Genomic DNA, 19,658 nt, shown 5'->3' on the forward strand with positions numbered 1-19,658 from the left:
AAGCACCATGTTCTTAGAACTGCTTGGCACCATTTTTGCAGGCGTCGCCTTTGCGGGGGTGGTGATGGTCGTCAACAAGCTCTCGGGTGGCCGCCTGCCCCGCTGGGTTGCGCCTGTTGCCGCCGGGCTGGGCATGATCGGCATGACGATATCCAGCGAATATTCCTGGTACGACCGCACCCGCGCGACCTTGCCAGAAGGTTTGACCGTCATTCACGAAGTGGAAAGTCGCGCATTTTACCGCCCCTGGACCTATGCCGTGCCTTTCGTAGATCGGTTTGCGGCCATCGACACCGCCTCGGTCCGCACAAATGATCAGGTGCCCGAACAACGCCTTGTTGATATGTATTTCTTCGGTCGCTGGGCACCGGTTTCAAAATTGCCCGTCGCAGTCGACTGCGCTGAAAACTTGCGCGCAAATCTGGCGGACGGCGCTGAATTTGGGGACAGCGGCGAGCTGCTGAATGCTGATTGGGTCGAGGGCGAAACCGTTGATCCGATTATCGAGGCAACCTGCGAGGTTTGAAATGCTGACTCGGCTAAGTCTGCGTCTTCGCGTTTTTCTGTTTTTCTGCCTGCTGGCCATCGGTGGTCTGGCGGTCAGTTCCGTCGCGCTTTGGATCAGTTACCGCCGCATCGCCGACCCGGAACTGATTAACCCCTTTATTTTCGCTGAAATCCTCATGGGGTTTGGATTTGTTGCCCTGATCGTCGCGGTTTGGCTTCTGTTTGATGACAATGTGGCAAAGCCCATAGAGCGACTTTCGGCAGAATTGCGCGCCCGTGCGCATGCGGGCGTCAGTACCGACATGGATGTTCGGGCTGCTCGGTATTTGGGCGACTTGGCTCCCGCTGCCGCAGGGCTGGCCGAACAGCTTTCAGACAAAACCATGAGCGTGGCCGAAGCCGTCGCTGCGGAAACCGCGCATCTGGCCGCGGAAAAGCAACGACTGACTGCTTTGCTGACGGAAATACCTGTCGCCATGATCCTGGCCAGCCCGACTCATAAAATCGTGCTCTATGACGGTCAGGCCGCACAGGTGCTGGCGCAGATTGCGCATCCTCGCCTGAACGCATCGCTGTTTGAATATCTGAAACCTGGCCCGTTGGAGGACGCGCATGCCGCGCTGATAAAGACCGGGCTGGAAGTTACCTGCGACCTCACCAGCATAGATGGCGCACAGACATTCAAGGCCCGAATGAAGCCATTGGGGGATGCGCCGGGATACATCCTCATGCTGGAAGACAGTGCGGCGAATATCGCGCCCGAGGCTGCCCGTCCTCTGGTCTATGACTTTGACCTGCTAAACTCTACGACCGACGCAGCCTTTGAAACCCTTGCCTTGCAGGATCTTTGCTTTGTCGTGTTTGACACTGAAACAACGGGACTACTGCCGCATAAAGATGAGATTGTCCAAATCGGCGCTGTCCGAGTCCTGAAAGGGCGTATCGTGTCTGGTGAAAAGCTGGACATGCTGGTCGACCCCGGCATGCCTATCCCGCCCGCCTCAACCAAGGTGCATAAGATTAACGACCGGATGGTCCAAGGGTCGCCGGACATTGCCGAAGCCGGGCGTGTTTTCCATCAGTTTGCGCGCGATGCTGTGATCGTTGCCCATAACGCTCCATTCGATATGGCTTTTCTGCGACGGCACGCCAAAAGAATGAACGTGGATTGGAACCACCCGATTTTGGACACGGTCCTATTGTCCGCCGTCCTGTTCGGCGCAAGCGACAAACACACGCTGGACGCGTTGTGCGACAGGCTCGACATCACCATCCCGGTTGAACTGCGCCACACTGCCTTGGGCGACGCGGTCGCGACGGCAGAAGCCTTGGTGAAAATGCTGCCAATGCTGCAAGCGCGCGGCATGAGCACTTTTGGCGCGGTGATCGAAGCAACCCGGCAGCATGGCCGCCTGCTTGAAGACCTCAACTGAGCAGGAAAAATACAGTAAAGATTCAGCTTTTCGTGGACAATCTGTGCAGGTCGTGGCACCTGATGCGCGGCTACGGATTGAGCGCACGATGACGGAAAACACCTTTACCCCAACCCCGGACACTAGCACCGCCTTTCGCGAGGCTTTGGGGTGTTTTGGGACCGGTGTCACTGTCGTCACGACAAACACCGGCCAAGGACCACGCGCGATCACCGTAAACTCGTTTTCCTCGGTGTCATTAGATCCACCGCTTGTATTGTGGTGTCTTGCCAAGGATTCAAACCGGTTCGACGCTTTTGAAGCCTGTGAGCATTACGCAATCCACGTAATGGCCGAAGAACAACAAGGGTTGGCTCTTAAATTCGCACGAGACGGGTCTGATTTTTCCCATGCGGATTGGGCTGTTGACCATCTTGGGCGCCCCCAACTAGCGAATTGTCTGGCGCGGTTTGACTGTCAGCTTCACACCCGTCACGAAGCCGGAGATCACCTGATCATTGTAGGTCAGGTGGAAAAGGTAATGTTTCGCACCGGCAAGGGACTGATTTTCAAACGCGGTCAATTCGGCGGGTTCGCCGACCTGCTTTAGGCGTCAGTCATCAAGCGAGCCGTGAACGGCCAGCGCCTCAAGCTGCGTTTCTTGTGGCGTGATGATCCGAAACGCTTCGTGCACACCTGTGTCGGTTAATTCTCTGACCACGGTCAGAAGTGTATTCGGCGCGTGTTCATCGCATAGTTCAGTCATGTGTTTGATCTCGGATCGCGCGACTTCCAGCGCAACATCGACGGACGGCGCGCCATAGAATTGCACAAAGTGATCAGCAAGGTTCTGCATGATCTGATCAAGCTCGGCCTGTTCGATCTGCGTGACCGCAACAAAGGTCACGCGCCCAAAGGTTTCCAACCCCAACCAACCATTGGAAAAGGCTTGACGAGCTTTGCCCTCCAGATCGCCCTCGCCCCAGTTTGAGAACTCGAATCCGCCGGAAATACACCACTCACCCGTCCGGGCCGGAGAGTGAAAGACATTCATGTCGCTTTCATCGAAATGGATCGCTCGGGCCAGTTTCATTTTCCGTTCTCCAATAACTCCGTCAGCGGCACAAGGTGTGTGTCTGCCCCGTCGCGGATCAGCATACCGAACCTCTCATCGGTGCCCAGAAAGACGCCCTTTTCGCCGTAAGGTTCCCCGACCCCACGCAATAGCCCCATCCATTCGGCGTGCAGCGACGCATTGCCGTCCTCTTGCCAGCGGTTGAGCCATGTCAGCGTGTGCCGCGACCAGCTTTCGACCAACTGAGTCGCCGTAACTTCGGCGCACCCCTCGTCATAAAGCGCTGTAATATCGGGGTTTTCGCCGGGCGCGTCGCTGGTTTGCAGCAAGGCCAGATCCCACCCCACGATCAACCAATCCGGTTCCTCATTCGGCGCATCTGTCGATGCCACGACGTGAAACGCGCCGCATTTCGCACCATTCACGCAGATCGGCCCGTCCCAATCCAAATGCACCGCGACTTCGGGCGGGGCCAAGGCACCTAGTGCATTCTGAAACCCCACGGCACAAAGCGGAAGCATAGCCATCGCATCCTGCAAGGGAACTTCGGGCGCAAAGACAATGGCAACACGCAGGCGGTCCGCCTGAATGTTGTAGACCACTGCCCCCGCATCACATCCTAGCGCGGCCATGGCCTGGGCGCGCTGGAACGGATCTTCTCCACCTTGTACCGGATGCCCTGTCAGCAAAGGTGGAAAGACCGGCTGCGTCATGCGTTGCCCTTGGCGATCAGATCGCGCGCGATCTTTCGGAACGCATCTGCCTGCGGGCTGTCGGGTTTACTGACCACGATGGGTGCACCTCCGTCAGCGGCGACGCGGATGTCCAGATGCAACGGTATTTCGCCTAGCAACGGAATACCCAGCGACTCGGCTTCGGAGGCCACGCCTCCGTGACCGAACACGTGTTCCTCATGCCCGCAGTTGGAACAGATATGGGTGGACATATTCTCAATCATCCCGACGATCGGTGTCTTGAGTTGATTGAACATGTCGATCCCCTTACGGGCGTCGATCAGGGCCACGTCCTGCGGAGTCGACACGACGATTGCCCCATCCACCTTGAACTTCTGGCTCAGCGTCAACTGGACATCGCCAGTGCCGGGCGGCAAGTCGACGATCAGCACGTCGAGCGCACCCCACTGCACCTGATTCATCATCTGTTGCAGCGCGCCCATCAGCATCGGACCGCGCCAGACAACCGCCTGACCTTCGTTTGTCATCAACCCCATCGACATCATGGTGACGCCGTGATTGCGCAGCGGCAGGATCGTCTTTCCATCCGGGCTGGCCGGACGACCAGAGACACCCAGCATCCGAGGTTGCGACGGTCCATAGACATCAGCATCCAACAGGCCAACCCGCCGCCCTTCCGCCGCAAGTGCGCAGGCTAAGTTCGCGGAAACCGTAGATTTTCCTACGCCACCTTTACCGGATGCAACGGCAATGATCCGGTCAACACCCGCCACAGCCTGCGGCCCGGTCTGCGATGGTTTGGGTTTGGGCTTGAGGTCAGGCGGCGCCTTTTCGGAATGGGCGGTCATCATCGCCGAGACTTTGGAAACTCCACTCACCGTCTGTGCCGCCTGCTCAGCAGCGGCGCGCACTGGCTCCATGCGTTCGGCCTGCTTTGGGTCGATTTCCAACACGAACCGCACGGTATCACCATCGACATTCAGTGCGCGGACCACGCCAGCGCTGACAATGTCCTGTCCGGATACAGGGTCTGTGATTTTCTTCAGGTTCGCTAGAACCGCGTCACGAACGCTCATGCTGTAAACCCTTTGCCTTGCCCTACCATGTGTCTTTATCTCTTTCAGTCTATTTGACGCATTCGGGTCCGTGCCGTTAGGCTGGCCCCATGCGCATTGTCCTTTTGTGCCTGAGCCTGACGTTCTCTACCACCCCCTCTTGGTCGCAGGAGGCGTTGGGGTTTGCTGCCCCGGCCGAGGTTACAGACTCTGGTCTATTGCAACATATCCTTCCACGCTTCTCTCTCAAGACCGGTATTCGCGTTATTGCAGATGACGCGGGTGTTTTGGTGCTGGAAACGGCCCCGCCGGGCGATCCCGTCTTTGCCCGAGACGGCGTGATCTACCACCTGCGCATCCAAGACGACGCCAGACACGAAAGGTTCCGCGACTGGCTGCTGTCGGACATTGGTAAACGCACCGTCGAAGGGTTCAGCCCAGAAAACGGCCCGCCGTTTTCCGCCAGCTTCAAGGTTACTGCCGTCCAACAGGAAACCGTGATCGACGGCAATGCAGCATTGGGCGAAGAACTGTCGATGACGCATTGCGGACGGTGCCACGTGATCGGCCCCAAAAACAGAATGAACGGTCTGGGCTCCACCCCGTCATTCGCGGTGCTGCGCGCGATGCCTGACTGGTCTGAACGGTTCGAGGCGTTTTTTGCCCTCAACCCCCATCCGTCCTTCACGCAAATCGAAGGGCTGACCCCTCCGTTTGACCCTGAACGCCCGTCCCCCATCCATCCGGTCGAGATGACACTGGACGAGTTAGAGGCGATATTGGCTTTCGTATCCGTCATAAAAGCCGCCGATCTGGGCGCGCCGCTGCAGCTTCAGTGATCCTTTCTTTTTGAAAAGTAGTCGTCGGTGGTGACGACCTTTGGCTTCGGATTGGACTGGAACGGGTTGTCCTTCTGCTGAAACTGCGCGTTCACGCGGCAGTTGTCGCACATCTGGATCATGCGCGCCTTGTCCGAGGTCGCAAACATCGGGTGCGCACCCGACAGTTTTTCCATGATACGCTCGACCGTCGATTTGACACCGAACAATGCCCCACATTCCACGCAGGCAAAGGGTTCTTCCTCGTTCAACACCTGCTGGGACAGGGCCGCATCGCTGAGGTCAAGTTGCGGAACAAGCGTTATCGCGTTCTCGGGGCAGATCGTTTTACACATCCCGCATTGCAGACAGGCGTCCTGCTGAAAGTTCAACTGCGGCTTATCCGGGTTGTCGATCAATGCCCCGGACGGGCACAGCGACACGCAGCTCAGGCACAAGGTACAGGCGTCTGTGTTGACCGCGACAGCCCCATACGGTGCGCCTTCTGGCAGTGGCATCGGCGCCTCAGCTTCGGGATTAAGCGCCTGAGCCGCCAATCGCGCGATCTGACGGCGATTGCCAAGCGGCAGGACCGGATCAGCCAGTGGAACCGGCGCGTTTTGTTCATACAGCACATCCGACAGCGCATCCGGGTCGGTCTCGTCGATCAGACCAAGCGCGTCAGTTCCGGCGATCGCCTGTGCCAGTTCAAGCTCACGTTCCAATGCGTCCCGTTCTGTGGTCGGCGCAAGCACAACATCGACCCGCGCAAACCCATGCGCCAGCGCTGCCAGCATTTCGGCATGGCCAAAACCGGAGATCACATTCAACTCAATCGGGATCACATCGGAGGGCAGCCCCCTGCCGAAACGAGCAACCAAACGGATCATTTCAGCCCCATGCGCATCATGGACCAACAGCCGCGGTGCTTGCCCTCCGGCCCGGCGATAGGTTCGCGCAAGGATATGCATCCGCGACAGCAGGGCCGAGACAGGTGGGTCTTCATACGTGATTGCGGTTGATGGGCAGAGCGCGGCGCACGCCCCGCACCCCGCGCAAATCATCGGGTCTATTGCAACATGCTCACCTGCCGGAGTGATTGCTCCGGTCGGGCAGATATCCAGACAATTCGTGCACCCCACCTGCTCGGCCCGTGAATGGGCGCAAAGGCTTTCCTCAACCCGAACATATAGAGGCTTCTCAAACGTACCCACCAGTTGCGCGGCCTCGAACGCCAAGCGTTCGACGGCAACGGCATCCTTGGGGTCTGCGCTCAGATACCCTTCCCGTTTGGCGGGCGCCTGCACAAAGGGCGTGCCGCCCGTGAGGTCCAACACGATGTCGCAGGACGACTTGGCCTTATCACGCGGCTCGCTCCACGCAAACGCTCCACGCCCACCGGGTTCAAGTTGCTGCAAAGCGTCCATCGACAGGGTGAACCCGCCCAAAGCTCCGTCCAGCGATTTGATGCGCCCCCGCACAACGTCGTAGGCCCGCGACACCGGTTCGGCGTCATCTGTCACCAATACCGTCACAGCGAGCGTGGTCGCCAGCCGCTCGGCCACATCAAAGGCGACTGCTCCGGGTCCAATGACGAAACAGGTGCCTTCGCTGAACACATCCACACTTGGCGTTATTGGCTGAGGCAGCAGAGCCTCGGCAGCCAAGGCCGCCATCTTGGGTGCTGCATCTTTCCCCTGCTCGGACCAGCCCGCACGATCCCGCAGATCGACGAACCCCGGCACATCCAGTTCCAGTTCTTCCGCCAGCGCCCGAAAAACGTCTTGTTCCTGCCCACAGGCGATAATTGTGTCGCCTTCCTGCATCAGCGCAGCCGCCGCCTCGATCTCTCGGGTGCATAGCGCCGTGTGAACCTTTGAACACGCCACATCGCAGGCCGACGTTAGCTTTTCGGCGTCAATGGATTGAGACCCCGCGCAGTCGCAAAGAAGTATCTTGGTGCTCATATCCCCTCCCCGGACGTCGCGCCTTTCCTCAGCACAGTAGGCTGTATTCCCAAAGTGGCAATGTAAACCCTGTGCCTGAACGGGTTGGGCGCATGCCAAATACCCCAGATAAGCGTTAAAACTAAGGTGTCCCGAGGGTTGCTCGCGAATATGCGATCACGCCCTACGACTAAGGTCGTAGGCATCGGGCTTGGCACAGAGCTATTTTGTGTATCATAGTGGACGTAGGGGAAGGTCGGGGAGAGCCTTCCGGGGAGGATTACGTGGCGAAGGCCGCTAACCAGATTGAAATGCCAATAGGCGTCGTCGTGCGCAAGACACCTGGTGTAACCCGCTGGGCCAAGTGGAACTGGCGCGCCGTTGCCGTTCTGCCCGGTGCGGGGCCAGCCGATTGGCATGAAATGCGACGCGAGGGTGAGGCCATTGAGTACCATGCCGCCACCCTGCCGCTGACCCTTTGGGCGGACGAAACCGAAGCCTACATGGTGAACCTGTCGGACGGGCAGCCGTCGATCTATCTGGTTTTGCGTGACGCCTTGGATGGCCAGCGCCCGATGGACGCGGTTCTGGTCACCGCGTCCCCGTTCGAGGGGCAGGACTATGCCGATACCGGAGAGGAGATTGTCGAGAAGATCCCGATGACTGAAGGGTTGATTGCCTGGGTTCGGGATTTCGCTTTGGAACATCACCGTGACGAGGTTTTCGTAAAACGCCGCCGGGACAAAAAGCGCACGGACCTTGTAGAGGACGGCAAAGGCGACGCGCGCATCCGGCAAGCATCAGATGTCTACCGCGCACCTCGGAGGATTGTGCAGTGACCGAAGCTCGCGATTTCTGGTCCCGCCGCAAGGCCGCTGTTCAGGCCGAAGCCGATGCCGAAGTACTGGCGGTGGAAGAACAGGCCATCGCTGCTCAGAAGGCAGAGTTGGAGGAAAAGACGGACGCTGAAATTCTGGCCGAGTTCAACTTGCCCGATCCCGATCAGTTGCAAGCTGGCGATGACGTCTCGGGTTTCATGGCAAAGGCCGTACCTGACCGACTGCGTCGCCGCGCGCTGCGTCGGTTGTGGCGGCTGAACCCGGTGCTGGCCAATGTCGACGGGCTTGTTGATTATGGTGAGGATTACACCGACGCCGCCTGCGTGATCGAAAACATCCAGACGGCTTATCAGGTTGGCAAGGGAATGCTCGCCCATATCGAAGCTCTGGCGGCTGAGGCCGAAGAAGACGAACCTGAGGTCGAGATCGAAGCTGCTGCAATCGAAGAAGAACCTCAAGTCGCTGAGGAACCAGCCCCTACGCCTATTATCATGGCCGACCTTGAAGAACCGCAAGAGGCAGACGTGCACCCTGCCCCGCGCCGCATGAAATTTGAATTTGAAGGGTAACCCTATGACCGCAAGCGAAGCGCAAAAGATGGATGTCTCGACCGAAGACCGTCTGCGCGCGGATTTCTACAACTTCCTTGGGCTGCTGATGGCGGCGCCGCCGGATCAGATACTGCTGGATCAGGTGGCCGGCCTGACCGGGGATGAAACTGATCTGGGTCAGGCGATTCAGGCAATGTCGCGTGTCGCCAAGGTGACGAAACCCGCAGCGGCCGAGCGTGAGTTCAACGCGCTGTTCATTGGCTTGGGGCGCGGAGAATTGCTGCCTTATGCAAGTTACTACCTTACAGGTTTTCTGAACGAGAAACCTCTGGCCCAGCTTCGCAACGACATGGCTGCGCGTGGGATAACCCGTGCACAGAATGTATTTGAACCGGAAGACAACATCGCCTCGCTGATGGAGATGATGGCGGGCATGATCGTCGGGCGTTTCGGCACGCCCGCCACGTTGGACGACCAAAAAGCGTTCTGGAACAAGCATATCGGCCCGTGGGCCGCACATTTCTATTCGGATTTGGAAGGAGCCGAGAACTCGGTCCTCTATGCCTCGATCGGTACCGCCGGTCGGGTCTTCATGGAGATCGAACGCGAAGCCTTCCGAATGACGGCGGCCTAGCCGCCACTCGCCAGCGTCCCAAAGGGCGCTCATACGCAAATGGGAGAGGAGACACCCATGAGCAAGACCAAGGAAGAAGGCGCAACCCGCCGCGACTTCCTCAAACTGGCCGGAACCGCAGCGCCCGCTGCTGTCGCCGCCGCCAGCCTGACCGGGAAAGCCGAGGCAGCCGAGCTGCCGACGGACGAAACCCGGATGCAGGATACCGCGCACACACGCGCCTACCTAGACAGCGCCCGGTTCTAAGCCGGACGACGTCACACCCGACAGACGGTTGCGATTGGCCCTGACGTCGGCATCAGCAGTACCAAGCCAGCCATGGCTGACATGGCCAGCAAGGGAGGAAAGAAATGCTTAGGAAAAAGACCAACGGGGTTGCGAGACGCCCCCAGCGGACAAGTATCCTGTCCCAGATCGGCGAGAAAACCGTCGATCGCCGCGCATTCCTGCGTGGCTCGGGCCTGACGATCGGCGGCCTTGCCGCGATCAGCGCCACGGGTGGAACCGTGACGCCCGCCAGCGCCCAGACAGCGGCAAATCAGGCCGTTGAAAACATAAAATCCATCTGCACCCACTGCTCGGTCGGCTGTACCGTCGTCGCCGAAGTGCAGAACGGCGTCTGGATCGGGCAGGAACCCGGCTGGGATAGCCCGTTCAATCTGGGTGCCCACTGCGCCAAGGGTGCCTCGGTCCGCGAGCACGCCCACGGCGAGCGCCGCCTGAAATATCCGATGAAAAAGGAAGGCGGAGAGTGGAAGCGCATCAGCTGGGAAGAGGCGATCAACGAGATCGGCGACGGCATGATGCAAATCCGCGAAGAATCCGGGCCGGACAGCGTGTATTGGCTGGGATCGGCCAAGCACAACAACGAACAGGCTTACCTGTTCCGCAAGTTCGCCGCCTACTGGGGCACGAACAACGTGGACCATCAGGCCCGTATCTGCCACTCGACCACGGTTGCGGGTGTTGCGAACACATGGGGCTACGGCGCCATGACCAATTCGTACAATGACATCCACAACTCTCGGGCGATCTTCATCATCGGCGGCAATCCAGCCGAGGCGCACCCCGTCTCGCTGCTGCATGTTCTGCGCGCGAAAGAACAGAACAACGCACCGCTGATCGTCTGCGACCCGCGCTTTACACGAACTGCGGCACACGCGGATGAATATGTCCGCTTCCGCCCCGGCACGGACGTGGCGCTGGTCTGGGGTATCCTGTGGCATATCTTTGACAACGGCTGGGAGGACAAAGAGTTCATCCGCACCCGTGTCTGGGGCATGGACCAGATCCGTGAAGAAGTCGCCAACTGGAACCCAGAGGAAACCGAGCGTGTAACCGGCGTGCCCGGATCGCAGCTCAAGCGGGTTGCCCGAACCATGGTCAACAACCGTCCCGGCACGGTGATCTGGTGCATGGGCGGTACGCAGCACACCAATGGCAACAACAACACCCGCGCCTACTGCGTACTACAGCTTGCGCTTGGCAACATGGGCACTTCGGGTGGTGGCACCAACATCTTCCGCGGCCATGACAACGTGCAGGGCGCGACGGACCTTGGTGTTCTGTCCCACACCCTGCCCGGCTACTACGGCCTGTCCAAGGGTGCTTGGGGTCACTGGGCCCGTGTCTGGGGTGAAGAACCCGAATGGTTGGCTGGTCAGTTCGCGACGATCAAGGACAAGGAAGGCAAGGACAAACCGCTCCAGAACGAGCGCGGCATCCCCGTCTCGCGCTGGATCGATGGTGTTCTGGAAGACCCAGCCAACATGGATCAGGACAACAACGTCCGTGCCATGGTTCTGTGGGGTCACGCTCCGAACTCGCAAACGCGGGGTCCAGAGATGAAGACGGCGATGGAGAAGCTGGACATGCTGGTCGTGATCGACCCGTATCCCACCGTCTCGGCCGTTTTGCATGACCGCACCGATGGCGTCTATCTGTTGCCCGCTTGTACCCAGTTTGAAACCCGTGGCTCGGTCACGGCATCGAACCGGTCGCTACAATGGCGCGACAAGGTGGTTGATCCGCTGTTCGAGAGCTTGCCGGACGAGGTCATCATGGCCAAGTTCGCCAACAAGTTCGGCTGGGCGGATCGGTTCTTCCGCAATATCGAGATGGAAGACCCCGAAACCCCGAATGTTGAAAGCATCACGCGTGAGTTCAACTCGGGCCTCTGGACCATCGGTTACACGGGTCAGTCGCCGGAACGTCTGAAAAGCCACATGGCCAACCAGCACACGTTCGACAGAACCACGCTGCAAGCGGTTGGTGGTCCGAATGACGGCGAGTACTACGGTCTGCCCTGGCCCTGCTGGGGAACGCCGGAAATGGGTCATACGGGGACTCCGAACCTCTATGACATGTCCAAACCGGTGGCCGAAGGCGGCCTGACCTTCCGCGCCCGTTTCGGCGTGGAACGTGATGGCGACAACCTGCTGGCCGAAGGGGTCTATAGCGTCGGTTCGGAAATTCAGGATGGATACCCTGAATTCACGATGCAGATGTTGATGGACCTTGGTTGGGATGGCGACCTGACGGCCGAGGAACGCGCGGCCATCGACGCCGTTGCGGGACCAGAGACCAACTGGAAAACCGACCTTTCCGGCGGTATCCAGCGGGTCGCGATCGAGCATGGCTGCGCCCCCTTCGGGAACGCAAAGGCCCGCGCGGTCGTCTGGACCTTCCCGGATCCGATCCCACTGCATCGCGAGCCGCTTTACACGAACCGGCGCGATCTGGTGGAGGACTATCCAACCTATGAGGACCGGCACGCCTATCGCCTGCCTACCCTTTACGCCTCGATCCAAAAGAACGACTTTTCAAAGGATTACCCGATAATCCTGACGTCAGGTCGCTTGGTCGAGTATGAAGGCGGCGGCGACGAGACACGGTCGAACCCGTGGCTGGCCGAGCTTCAGCAGGACATGTTCGTCGAGATCAATCCGCGCGATGCCAACAACCTTGGTATCCGTGACGGATCGCAGGTCTGGGTCGAAGGTCCTGAGGGCGGCAAGGTCAAGGTGATGGCGATGCTGACCAACAGGGTCGGTGCCGGCGTCGCCTTCATGCCATTCCACTTTGGCGGCCATTTCCAAGGCGAAGACCTCAGGGCGAAATACCCTGCTGGTGCTGACCCTTATGTCTTGGGTGAAAGTACCAATACCGCCCAGACCTATGGCTATGATTCAGTGACCCAGATGCAGGAGACGAAGGCGACTCTCTGCAAAATCTGGTCAGCGTAAGGAGGACGATAATGGCTAGAGCAAAGTTTCTCTGCGACGCTGAACGCTGCATCGAGTGCAACGCCTGCGTAACCGCGTGTAAGAACGAACACGAGGTGCCGTGGGGCATCAACCGCCGCAGGGTGGTGACGATCAATGACGGCGACCCGGGCGAACGCTCGATCTCGGTGGCCTGTATGCATTGTTCGGATGCGCCTTGCATGGCGGTGTGCCCGGTCGACTGCTTCTATCAGAACGAAGAAGGGGTCGTCCTGCACTCCAAGGATCTGTGCATCGGTTGTGGCTATTGCTTCTATGCGTGTCCGTTTGGCGCGCCGCAATACCCGCAGGCAGGCAACTTTGGATCGCGCGGCAAGATGGACAAGTGTACCTTCTGCGCTGGCGGTCCCGAGGAAACGCACTCGACCGCAGAGTTCGCCAAATATGGTCGCAACCGGATCGCCGAGGGCAAACTGCCCATCTGCGCCGAGATGTGTTCCACCAAAGCCCTGCTTGCCGGTGACGGCGACGTGGTCTCGGCCATCTACCGCGAGCGCGTCGTCGCCCGTGGCTTTGGCTCGGGCGCGTGGGGTTGGGGCACTGCCTACGACCAGAAAGACGGCTAAGGTCTTCAAATGAAACGACAGTCCCCGCGTCACGTCGGGGGCTGTCGCACTGATTTGTGCGGCATCCACTGTTTGGTTCGGCCGTACGATTTGACCGTGACGGAGTTGAAATGACCGACGAAATTTACTGGCTGCTAAAGCTGGACCTGAGCCCCGAAAAACAATCCGATTTCGAGGCGCTGATGGCCGACATGGTGAAGGCCACCCTTCAGGAAACCGGCGCAAAAAGTTATGAATGGCACCAGAGCGATAACTCGGTCCACATCTACGAACGCTACGCCAGTTCCGAGGATGCCATGATCCACATGCAGAACTTCGGCGCCAACTTTGCCCAGCGTTTCATGACGCTGCTGACACCCGTTCAGTTTGATGTTTACGGACCTGCGAAAGATGACCTGCGTGCGGCCCTGTCCCCGGTTGGCGCGGTCTTTCACCAACAGATAGGCGGGTTCGACCGCTAAGCCACCAACCCACAGGAGGGTATCCCAATGCGCCTGATCCACTTCCTGCTCGTTTCGATATTCCTAACCGGGGTCGCTTGGGCGCAGGACACTTCCGAAGCTCAGGCACCTGACCGCGCCTCTACTGGTGGTGCAACCACGTTAGAGGACATTCTTGCCCGACAGCGCGGCGAAAAGGTCGACAATTCTTATCGGTCAGAGAATACGGGCCAAGGCAACGCCGAAGGATTGCTGGGGCAACTAGGCACGCGCGGCGTGGCTTCTGACAGCGATGTATATCGGGCGCTGCGCTATGGATCGGCGGATGTGACAGTTTCATCCAAAGGTCCGGCTGCAAGCGTTTTGATCCAGGATGGCGGCATGTGGTGGCTCAACTTCCGAACTGGACCGCTGCGCGAGTACGGAACCTACATAATCGCCGGAATGATGGCGATCATTCTTCTGTTTTTCCTGATCCGGGGAAAAATACGGATCGACGGGCAAAAAACGGGGCGGACGGTCACTCGGTTTGATGGGTTCGAGAGGTTCGGGCACTGGCTGTTTGCAGGGTCGTTCCTGATCCTTGGTCTGACCGGACTGCTTACACTATATGGGCGCGATTTCCTGATGCCTATCTTTGGCAAAGAGGGATTTGCAACAATCGCGCAAGGGTGCAAATGGCTACACAACAACCTCGCCTGGGCCTTCATGATCGGGCTGGTGATCGTTACCATCAACTGGATTTCGCACAACATACCAAACCGCGTCGACCTAAAGTGGCTGGCTGCTGGCGGAGGGCTTTTCACCAAGGGATCACACCCGCCCGCTAAAAAGTTCAACGCCGGTCAAAAGATCATCTTCTGGGCCTGTATCCTGTTGGGTATTTCGATCAGCCTGTCAGGTCTGTCTTTGCTGTTCCCGTTCGAGATGCCGCTTTTCGCCAAGACCTTCTCGATTGCAAATGCGACGGGCCTGCCGCAACTGATGGGGCTGGACTTGCCGACGCAGATGTCGCCGCAAGAAGAAATGCAGTACGCACAGGTGTGGCATGTGATGGTTGCCTATATCTTCATCGCCATCATCATTGCGCACATCTACCTCGGGTCGGTCGGAATGGAAGGCGCGTTCGACGCGATGGGCACAGGTGAGGTCGAAGAACAATGGGCGCGCGAACACCATTCGCTTTGGCTTGAGGAAGTGCAGGAAAAAGAGGCCGGTAAAACAGCAGCCTCACCCGCCGAGTAGATGCGTATTCTGGTGCTGGCTCTGGCGTTTTTGCCCCTGCCCGCCTTGGCCGAGTTTTTTACGCTCAAGGGTCACGGCGGGCCGATTATGGGGATCGCCACTGCTCCTGACGGGCGCATTGCCACTGCCAGTTTCGACAACTCGGTCGGCATATGGTCCGACAAGAAACCCGAGTGGCTTGAGGGCCACGAAGCCGCAGTCAACAGTGTCATCTTCAATGGCACCGCGATCTATTCCGCCGGAGACGATTTTACCCTCAGAAAATGGCCCGGCGGCCAAGTTATAGGACAGCACAAAGGCAAAATCGTCAGCATTGCGGCCTCGAAAACTCAAGTGGCAACGGCAAGTTGGGATGGCAGTATCGGCATTTGGCCCTTAGACGGCAGTGCGCCCAAAACGCTTGGCCCGACTGGGGGCGGCGTAAACACTGTGGTGTTCTCTGCTGACGGATCGCAGCTTTATTCCGCCGGTATGGATGGCACCCTGCGGTTGTGGGACTTGAAGACCGGGCAAGAAACCCTGCGCGTGGTCGAGCATGGTTTTGGTATCAACGAATTGGTTTTGAACGAACAGGACAACTGGATCGCATATGGCGCAGTCGACGGCGTCACCCGTATTCACGATTTGAATACCGGTGAGGAACGAGATTTCACCCTTGATCGTCGTCCGATCCTTGCCCTTGCGCTTAGCCCTGACCGCAGCCTTCTGGCTGTGGGTGATGGTGAGGGATACATCATGGTCATAGACACGGTTGAATGGCGCATTGCGCAGGACTTTCGCGCAACCCTGCGCGGCCCGGTCTGGGCGTTGGCATTTTCCGCAGATGGTCTGAACATCCACGCGGGAGGTATCGACGAAGCCATGTATAGCTGGCCGGTGGCAAGCCTTGGCAACCAGACACAAATGGCCCAAGGCGAGCTCAGCTTCCTGAAAAACCCGGATGAAATGAGCAACGGCGAGCGTCAGTTCGCCCGCAAATGCTCGATTTGCCACAGCATAACGCCCGATGGTCAACGCCGCGCCGGACCGACCCTGCACGGTGTCTTTGGACGCAAGGCGGGCAGCGTGCAGGGATATTTGTACTCGGATACGCTGCAAGACTCTGATATCGTTTGGAATGACGACACGATAAACGCTCTTTTTGACGAAGGGCCGGATCACTACATTCCGGGAACGAAGATGCCAATGCAGCGGATTACGCAAGCCAACGACAGAAGCGATCTGATTGCCTTTCTGCGCCGCGCCACGGCACCGGAAAACTAAGCCGGAGGAGAACATGAAAGCCTTTCTTGCCGCACTCGCTGCAATGGTCGTGATCACTGTGGCCGCGCCCTTTGCGCTCAGCCAGATCGGTTTCAGCGCTGCAGATGCCGGTACAGGTTCGGCCGTGCGTCTCGACTGAATGTCTCAATATCTGACCACCAAAGAGCTGGCCGACTTGCTGCGCATTGGCGAGCGTAAAGCCTATGACCTGGCTTCCTCGGGTGAGGTGCCCTGCGTTCGCGCGATGGGCAAATTGCTGTTCCCAAGGGCCGAGATCATCGCGTGGCTGAACGCATCCCGCACAGGTCCGCAAGTCGCCGAATCCCCACTTCCCCCTATTGTCGCTGGAAGCCATGATCCATTGCTTGATTGGGCGTTGCGTGAAAGCGGTTCAGGATTGGCGACGTATTATGATGGCTCATTCGACGGGCTGAACCGCCTAAAGGATCGAACTGCACAGGCCGCGGCCCTTCACATTCACGAAGGTGGCGGCTTTAACGAAGAAACCCTTCGGGATCATCTCGGCGAAGCGCCAGTGGTTCTGCTCGAGGTCGCTCAACGGCAACGCGGGCTTTTGACAGCCCCCGGCGTAACCGGCGTCTCGGGCTTTCCCGATCTAAAAGGCCGCAGAGTCATTCTCCGTCAGGACAGCGCAGCCAGCCAGCGACTATTCGATGAACAGCTTAAGGCCCACGGTCTGACACGGGATAATCTGAAGCCCCTACCAACCTGTGCCCGAACCGAGGAGGAATTGGCCATCACCCTGCATGACGGCAAGGCCGAAGCGGGATTTGGCCTTGGCGCTCTGGCAGGGCTGTATGACCTTGGATTTGTTCCGACCCACGCAGAACGGCTGGACCTGGCCATCTGGCGGCGCGCCTATTTCGATGAACCAATGCAAAAGCTTCTCAGCTTTCTTCGGTCCGATCGTTTCGCTTCCCGCGCGGCAGAATTCGGCGGTTATGACCTTTCAGGGCTTGGCGCGATCCACCACAACGGAGCCAGCGGCTGATTTCACTCGGCGTTTGGGAAAAATAGCTGCTGACCGTTCAACCTGTAGGATGCGATTGCGGCCTGCCCATCCGGGCCTTTCAGCCAGTCAATAAACCGTTGCCCGGCGGCCGCACGAACACGGGGGTGCTTTTCCGGGTTTACCAAAATGACACCGTACTGATTGAAAAGACGCGGATCCCCCTCGACCATGAGTTCAAGGTTTCCTTTGTTCCCGAACGACTGCCAAGTCGCGCGATCGGTCAGCACGTAAGCGTCCATTCCGCTGGCCACGTTCAGCGTCGCGCCCATGCCGGACCCGGTTTCACGATACCAGGTGCCCGACGCAGATGTGGGATCAATCCCAGCGGCTTGCCAATGACCCATTTCTGCCTTGTGAGTGCCGCTGTCATCACCTCGAGATGCAAAGGGAATTTCGGCGTCAGAAACCGCCCTCAGCGCGGAAACGATATCGGTTCCACCTTTGACCTTTGCCGGATCCGACTTTGGCCCAACAAGGACGAAATCGTTGTACATCACGTCAAACCGTTCGACCCCCCAGCCATCGGCCACAAACTTCTCCTCGGCGGGCTTTGCATGGACTAAAAGAACATCACCATCCCCGTTGATCGCATTGCGTATCGCCTGCCCAGTTCCGACGGCAACCACCCGCACATCAATGCCAGTTTCCGCTTCAAAGCCCGGCAGGATGTAGTCCAGCAGGCCCGAGTTCTGGGTGGAGGTCGTCGATTGCACCACGATAAACGGTGCCTCGGCAACAGCTGGCGCTGCTGTCAGGCCAAGCGTCACCAGAGCCGCCCGAACGATATTCCGGATCATTCTGATCTCCAATTGTCTACTAGGTCACCAAGCCGCCAGAGAGATACCGGCGCGAGGCGACGCTTTCGGGGGCATCCAGTACCTGTTTCGCAGCCCCATGTTCAACCACTTGGCCGCCTTGCATCATCACGATATCTGCGGCCAACCGGCGCGCCTGTCCAATATCATGAGTCACCATGACGATACGCACGCCTCGGGAAGATGCTCGAAGGATCATCCGCTCGATCGTCTGTGTGGCGCTAGGGTCCAACGCACTGGTCGGCTCATCGAGGAACAGCGTTTCAGGGTCCAGCGCCAGCGCGCGCAGGATGGCAAGGCGTTGAGCCTCACCACCCGACAATGAACGGGCGGATTGGCGCGCCTTGTCCTCAAGCCCGCCTTCAGCCAGCAATTCCTCGATCCGTGCTTTGCGGGCCTGACGCGGAATTCCCTGTCGTTTCAGAACAAAGTCCAGATTTGCAGCAACGGACCGCCGCAGCAATACGGGTTGCTGAAACACCATCGCCTGCCGTGCTTTGTGTTCGGCCCCCAGCAGCGCACCATCTTGTTCGACCCGTCCGCGATCAGGTGCAATCAACCCGTGCAGGCACCGCAAAAGCAGGCTTTTGCCGGCTCCGTTCGGTCCAAGGATCAAAGTCGGTCCGGGTCCGTCCAGAGACAGATGTGGCACCTGCAACAACGCTTTGCCGTTACGCGCTATCTGAAGGTTGTGAACGGACAGACACCTGACCATATCGGGCGCAAGATCACGCATGGCGCAGACCCTCCTGCTCGGCCCGCAGGCTAAGCGTGCTGACCATTGCATTCACCGCCACGGCTATACCGATCAGGATCGCGCCCAGAGCCAGCGCCAGCGCGAGATTGCCCTTAGATGTCTCAAGCGCAATGGTCGTGGTCATCACCCGCGTCACGTGGTTGATGTTGCCGCCAACGATGATGACCGCGCCCACCTCGGCTATGGCGCGTCCAAACCCGGCCAATAACGCCGTCACCAAAGCCAGCCGCGCATCCCACAAAAGCACGGGGACTGACGCCAGACGCGACACACCCAGCGACCGCAACTGTTCCGAGTATTCCTCGGCCAGCATTTCGATCACCTGCCGGGTCAGCGCAGCAATGATCGGCGTGACCAAAACCACCTGAGCGATGATCATCGCAGTCGGCGTATAAAGCAGTTCCAGAACACCCAACGGCCCCGAGCGTGACAACATCAGGTAAACCAGCAGGCCGACAACGACCGGTGGAAATCCCATCAGCGCGTTCATAAAAATTATCAGAAGCCGACGCCCCGGAAATCGCGATACAGCCAGAGCCGCGCCAACGGGCATCCCGATCAGCGCAGAAATCAACACCGCGAATACGGAAACTCTGAGGGACAACAGCACAATCGCCCACAGCTCGGTATCCCCTTCAAGGATCAGAGTGAACGCTGAATTGAATTCTGTTGCAAATCCCTGCATATCCTCCCCTTGCGCGCTTCTTCCGCATCAAATGCGCC

22 protein-coding genes are annotated in these 19,658 nt (G+C 58.7%); 15 read left to right on the plus strand and 7 right to left on the minus strand.

Annotation, left to right across the window (positions count from 1 at the left end):
- The first annotated feature begins 7 nt into the window (after positions 1-7).
- The 3 genes from ACR0B7_RS05155 to ACR0B7_RS05165 all read left to right on the plus strand — a co-directional run bounded on the left by ACR0B7_RS05155 (position 8) and on the right by ACR0B7_RS05165 (position 2,529).
- On the plus strand, positions 8-526 hold the full coding sequence (locus tag ACR0B7_RS05155) for a hypothetical protein (RefSeq protein ID WP_170482391.1): 519 nt from the start codon (positions 8-10) through the stop codon (positions 524-526).
- A gap of 1 nt (position 527) precedes the next feature.
- Positions 528-1,940 carry a 3'-5' exonuclease gene (locus ACR0B7_RS05160; protein ID WP_170482394.1) on the plus strand — a complete coding sequence of 471 codons (1,413 nt, stop codon included), beginning with the start codon at positions 528-530 and terminating at the stop codon, positions 1,938-1,940.
- Between the two features lie 88 nt (positions 1,941-2,028).
- Positions 2,029-2,529: a flavin reductase family protein gene (locus ACR0B7_RS05165; RefSeq protein WP_170416939.1), complete on the plus strand. Its 501-nt coding sequence runs from the start codon at positions 2,029-2,031 to the stop codon at positions 2,527-2,529.
- A gap of 3 nt (positions 2,530-2,532) precedes the next feature.
- Here ACR0B7_RS05165 and ACR0B7_RS05170 read toward each other — a convergent pair whose 3' ends face one another.
- From ACR0B7_RS05170 to ACR0B7_RS05180, 3 genes are read right to left on the minus strand one after another with little or no spacing between them, the layout of a single operon-like run.
- Positions 2,533-3,012 carry a DUF6505 family protein gene (locus ACR0B7_RS05170; RefSeq protein ID WP_170482397.1) on the minus strand — a complete coding sequence of 160 codons (480 nt, stop codon included), beginning with the start codon at positions 3,010-3,012 and terminating at the stop codon, positions 2,533-2,535.
- Positions 3,009-3,707, minus strand: coding sequence for a biotin/lipoate--protein ligase family protein (locus ACR0B7_RS05175; protein ID WP_170482402.1), 699 nt, complete (start codon positions 3,705-3,707; stop codon positions 3,009-3,011). The genes ACR0B7_RS05170 and ACR0B7_RS05175 overlap by 4 nt, the downstream gene beginning before the upstream one ends.
- The gene (locus ACR0B7_RS05180; RefSeq protein ID WP_170416933.1) at positions 3,704-4,765 is read right to left on the minus strand and encodes an Mrp/NBP35 family ATP-binding protein; all 1,062 of its coding nucleotides are present in this window, start codon (positions 4,763-4,765) and stop codon (positions 3,704-3,706) included. The genes ACR0B7_RS05175 and ACR0B7_RS05180 overlap by 4 nt, the downstream gene beginning before the upstream one ends.
- An 89-nt stretch (positions 4,766-4,854) precedes the next feature.
- On the opposite strand from ACR0B7_RS05180, the gene ACR0B7_RS05185 reads away from it, so the two are divergent.
- The gene (locus ACR0B7_RS05185; protein ID WP_170569031.1) at positions 4,855-5,583 is read left to right on the plus strand and encodes a c-type cytochrome; all 729 of its coding nucleotides are present in this window, start codon (positions 4,855-4,857) and stop codon (positions 5,581-5,583) included.
- On the opposite strand, the gene ACR0B7_RS05190 is transcribed toward ACR0B7_RS05185, so the two are convergent.
- Positions 5,577-7,529 carry a 4Fe-4S binding protein gene (locus ACR0B7_RS05190; RefSeq protein WP_170569034.1) on the minus strand — a complete coding sequence of 651 codons (1,953 nt, stop codon included), beginning with the start codon at positions 7,527-7,529 and terminating at the stop codon, positions 5,577-5,579. The two genes, ACR0B7_RS05185 and ACR0B7_RS05190, sit on opposite strands and share 7 nt — an antisense overlap.
- A gap of 263 nt (positions 7,530-7,792) precedes the next feature.
- Here ACR0B7_RS05190 and ACR0B7_RS05195 point away from each other — a divergent pair, with 263 nt between their 5' ends.
- The 11 genes from ACR0B7_RS05195 to ACR0B7_RS05245 all read left to right on the plus strand — a co-directional run bounded on the left by ACR0B7_RS05195 (position 7,793) and on the right by ACR0B7_RS05245 (position 17,342).
- On the plus strand, positions 7,793-8,347 hold the full coding sequence (locus tag ACR0B7_RS05195) for a DUF3305 domain-containing protein (protein WP_170383876.1): 555 nt from the start codon (positions 7,793-7,795) through the stop codon (positions 8,345-8,347).
- Positions 8,344-8,916 (plus strand): DUF3306 domain-containing protein, encoded by a 573-nt coding sequence (locus ACR0B7_RS05200; protein WP_170482411.1) that lies wholly within the window; start codon positions 8,344-8,346, stop codon positions 8,914-8,916. Before ACR0B7_RS05195 ends, ACR0B7_RS05200 begins: the two co-directional genes overlap by 4 nt.
- Positions 8,917-8,920: 4 nt before the next feature.
- A complete protein-coding gene (locus ACR0B7_RS05205) occupies positions 8,921-9,532 on the plus strand; it encodes a molecular chaperone TorD family protein (RefSeq protein WP_170482414.1) in 612 nt (203 codons plus the stop codon).
- Between the two features lie 57 nt (positions 9,533-9,589).
- Positions 9,590-9,778: a ubiquinol-cytochrome c reductase iron-sulfur subunit N-terminal domain-containing protein gene (locus tag ACR0B7_RS05210; RefSeq protein ID WP_039530250.1), complete on the plus strand. Its 189-nt coding sequence runs from the start codon at positions 9,590-9,592 to the stop codon at positions 9,776-9,778.
- A 104-nt stretch (positions 9,779-9,882) separates the two neighbouring features.
- Positions 9,883-12,777 carry a formate dehydrogenase subunit alpha gene (locus tag ACR0B7_RS05215; protein ID WP_170383870.1) on the plus strand — a complete coding sequence of 965 codons (2,895 nt, stop codon included), beginning with the start codon at positions 9,883-9,885 and terminating at the stop codon, positions 12,775-12,777.
- Positions 12,778-12,788: 11 nt separating this feature from the next.
- Positions 12,789-13,382, plus strand: a complete 594-nt coding sequence (gene fdh3B, locus ACR0B7_RS05220; protein WP_085821701.1) for a formate dehydrogenase FDH3 subunit beta — start codon at positions 12,789-12,791, stop codon at positions 13,380-13,382.
- 110 nt (positions 13,383-13,492) lie between these two features.
- Positions 13,493-13,843, plus strand: a complete 351-nt coding sequence (locus ACR0B7_RS05225) for an antibiotic biosynthesis monooxygenase (protein WP_170482417.1) — start codon at positions 13,493-13,495, stop codon at positions 13,841-13,843.
- Between the two features lie 27 nt (positions 13,844-13,870).
- The gene (locus tag ACR0B7_RS05230) at positions 13,871-15,067 is read left to right on the plus strand and encodes a formate dehydrogenase subunit gamma (protein ID WP_170383866.1); all 1,197 of its coding nucleotides are present in this window, start codon (positions 13,871-13,873) and stop codon (positions 15,065-15,067) included.
- Complete coding sequence (locus ACR0B7_RS05235; RefSeq protein WP_170482420.1) at positions 15,068-16,330, plus strand: c-type cytochrome; 1,263 nt, start codon at positions 15,068-15,070, stop codon at positions 16,328-16,330.
- 13 nt (positions 16,331-16,343) lie between these two features.
- Complete coding sequence (locus ACR0B7_RS05240; RefSeq protein ID WP_480681042.1) at positions 16,344-16,469, plus strand: hypothetical protein; 126 nt, start codon at positions 16,344-16,346, stop codon at positions 16,467-16,469.
- The gene (locus tag ACR0B7_RS05245) at positions 16,470-17,342 is read left to right on the plus strand and encodes a helix-turn-helix transcriptional regulator (RefSeq protein WP_170482423.1); all 873 of its coding nucleotides are present in this window, start codon (positions 16,470-16,472) and stop codon (positions 17,340-17,342) included.
- A 2-nt stretch (positions 17,343-17,344) separates the two neighbouring features.
- Here the strand turns inward: ACR0B7_RS05245 and ACR0B7_RS05250 are convergent, their stop codons facing one another.
- Genes ACR0B7_RS05250 through ACR0B7_RS05260 form a run of 3 tightly spaced genes read right to left on the minus strand, consistent with a single transcriptional unit; the run spans position 17,345 to position 19,620 of the window.
- Positions 17,345-18,160, minus strand: coding sequence for an extracellular solute-binding protein (locus tag ACR0B7_RS05250; RefSeq protein WP_170482426.1), 816 nt, complete (start codon positions 18,158-18,160; stop codon positions 17,345-17,347).
- 19 nt (positions 18,161-18,179) lie between these two features.
- Positions 18,180-18,914 (minus strand): ATP-binding cassette domain-containing protein, encoded by a 735-nt coding sequence (locus ACR0B7_RS05255; protein WP_170482430.1) that lies wholly within the window; start codon positions 18,912-18,914, stop codon positions 18,180-18,182.
- Positions 18,907-19,620: an ABC transporter permease gene (locus ACR0B7_RS05260; RefSeq protein WP_170482434.1), complete on the minus strand. Its 714-nt coding sequence runs from the start codon at positions 19,618-19,620 to the stop codon at positions 18,907-18,909. The genes ACR0B7_RS05255 and ACR0B7_RS05260 overlap by 8 nt, the downstream gene beginning before the upstream one ends.
- Positions 19,621-19,658 lie beyond the last annotated feature (38 nt).

Source organism: Ruegeria sp. BB6 (assembly GCF_056539385.1).

Coding starts and splice junctions, on each gene's coding strand:
- ACR0B7_RS05250 (WP_170482426.1), bottom strand. CDS start 18,160: ATGATCCGGAATATCGTTCGGGCGGCTCTGGTGACGCTTGGCCTGACA.
- ACR0B7_RS05225 (WP_170482417.1), top strand. CDS start 13,493: ATGACCGACGAAATTTACTGGCTGCTAAAGCTGGACCTGAGCCCCGAA.
- ACR0B7_RS05240 (WP_480681042.1), top strand. CDS start 16,344: ATGAAAGCCTTTCTTGCCGCACTCGCTGCAATGGTCGTGATCACTGTG.
- ACR0B7_RS05190 (WP_170569034.1), bottom strand. CDS start 7,529: ATGAGCACCAAGATACTTCTTTGCGACTGCGCGGGGTCTCAATCCATT.
- fdh3B (WP_085821701.1), top strand. CDS start 12,789: ATGGCTAGAGCAAAGTTTCTCTGCGACGCTGAACGCTGCATCGAGTGC.
- ACR0B7_RS05260 (WP_170482434.1), bottom strand. CDS start 19,620: ATGCAGGGATTTGCAACAGAATTCAATTCAGCGTTCACTCTGATCCTT.
- ACR0B7_RS05230 (WP_170383866.1), top strand. CDS start 13,871: ATGCGCCTGATCCACTTCCTGCTCGTTTCGATATTCCTAACCGGGGTC.
- ACR0B7_RS05235 (WP_170482420.1), top strand. CDS start 15,068: ATGCGTATTCTGGTGCTGGCTCTGGCGTTTTTGCCCCTGCCCGCCTTG.
- ACR0B7_RS05215 (WP_170383870.1), top strand. CDS start 9,883: ATGCTTAGGAAAAAGACCAACGGGGTTGCGAGACGCCCCCAGCGGACA.
- ACR0B7_RS05160 (WP_170482394.1), top strand. CDS start 528: ATGCTGACTCGGCTAAGTCTGCGTCTTCGCGTTTTTCTGTTTTTCTGC.
- ACR0B7_RS05180 (WP_170416933.1), bottom strand. CDS start 4,765: ATGAGCGTTCGTGACGCGGTTCTAGCGAACCTGAAGAAAATCACAGAC.
- ACR0B7_RS05210 (WP_039530250.1), top strand. CDS start 9,590: ATGAGCAAGACCAAGGAAGAAGGCGCAACCCGCCGCGACTTCCTCAAA.
- ACR0B7_RS05165 (WP_170416939.1), top strand. CDS start 2,029: ATGACGGAAAACACCTTTACCCCAACCCCGGACACTAGCACCGCCTTT.
- ACR0B7_RS05245 (WP_170482423.1), top strand. CDS start 16,470: ATGTCTCAATATCTGACCACCAAAGAGCTGGCCGACTTGCTGCGCATT.
- ACR0B7_RS05205 (WP_170482414.1), top strand. CDS start 8,921: ATGACCGCAAGCGAAGCGCAAAAGATGGATGTCTCGACCGAAGACCGT.
- ACR0B7_RS05155 (WP_170482391.1), top strand. CDS start 8: ATGTTCTTAGAACTGCTTGGCACCATTTTTGCAGGCGTCGCCTTTGCG.
- ACR0B7_RS05170 (WP_170482397.1), bottom strand. CDS start 3,012: ATGAAACTGGCCCGAGCGATCCATTTCGATGAAAGCGACATGAATGTC.
- ACR0B7_RS05185 (WP_170569031.1), top strand. CDS start 4,855: ATGCGCATTGTCCTTTTGTGCCTGAGCCTGACGTTCTCTACCACCCCC.
- ACR0B7_RS05255 (WP_170482430.1), bottom strand. CDS start 18,914: ATGCGTGATCTTGCGCCCGATATGGTCAGGTGTCTGTCCGTTCACAAC.
- ACR0B7_RS05175 (WP_170482402.1), bottom strand. CDS start 3,707: ATGACGCAGCCGGTCTTTCCACCTTTGCTGACAGGGCATCCGGTACAA.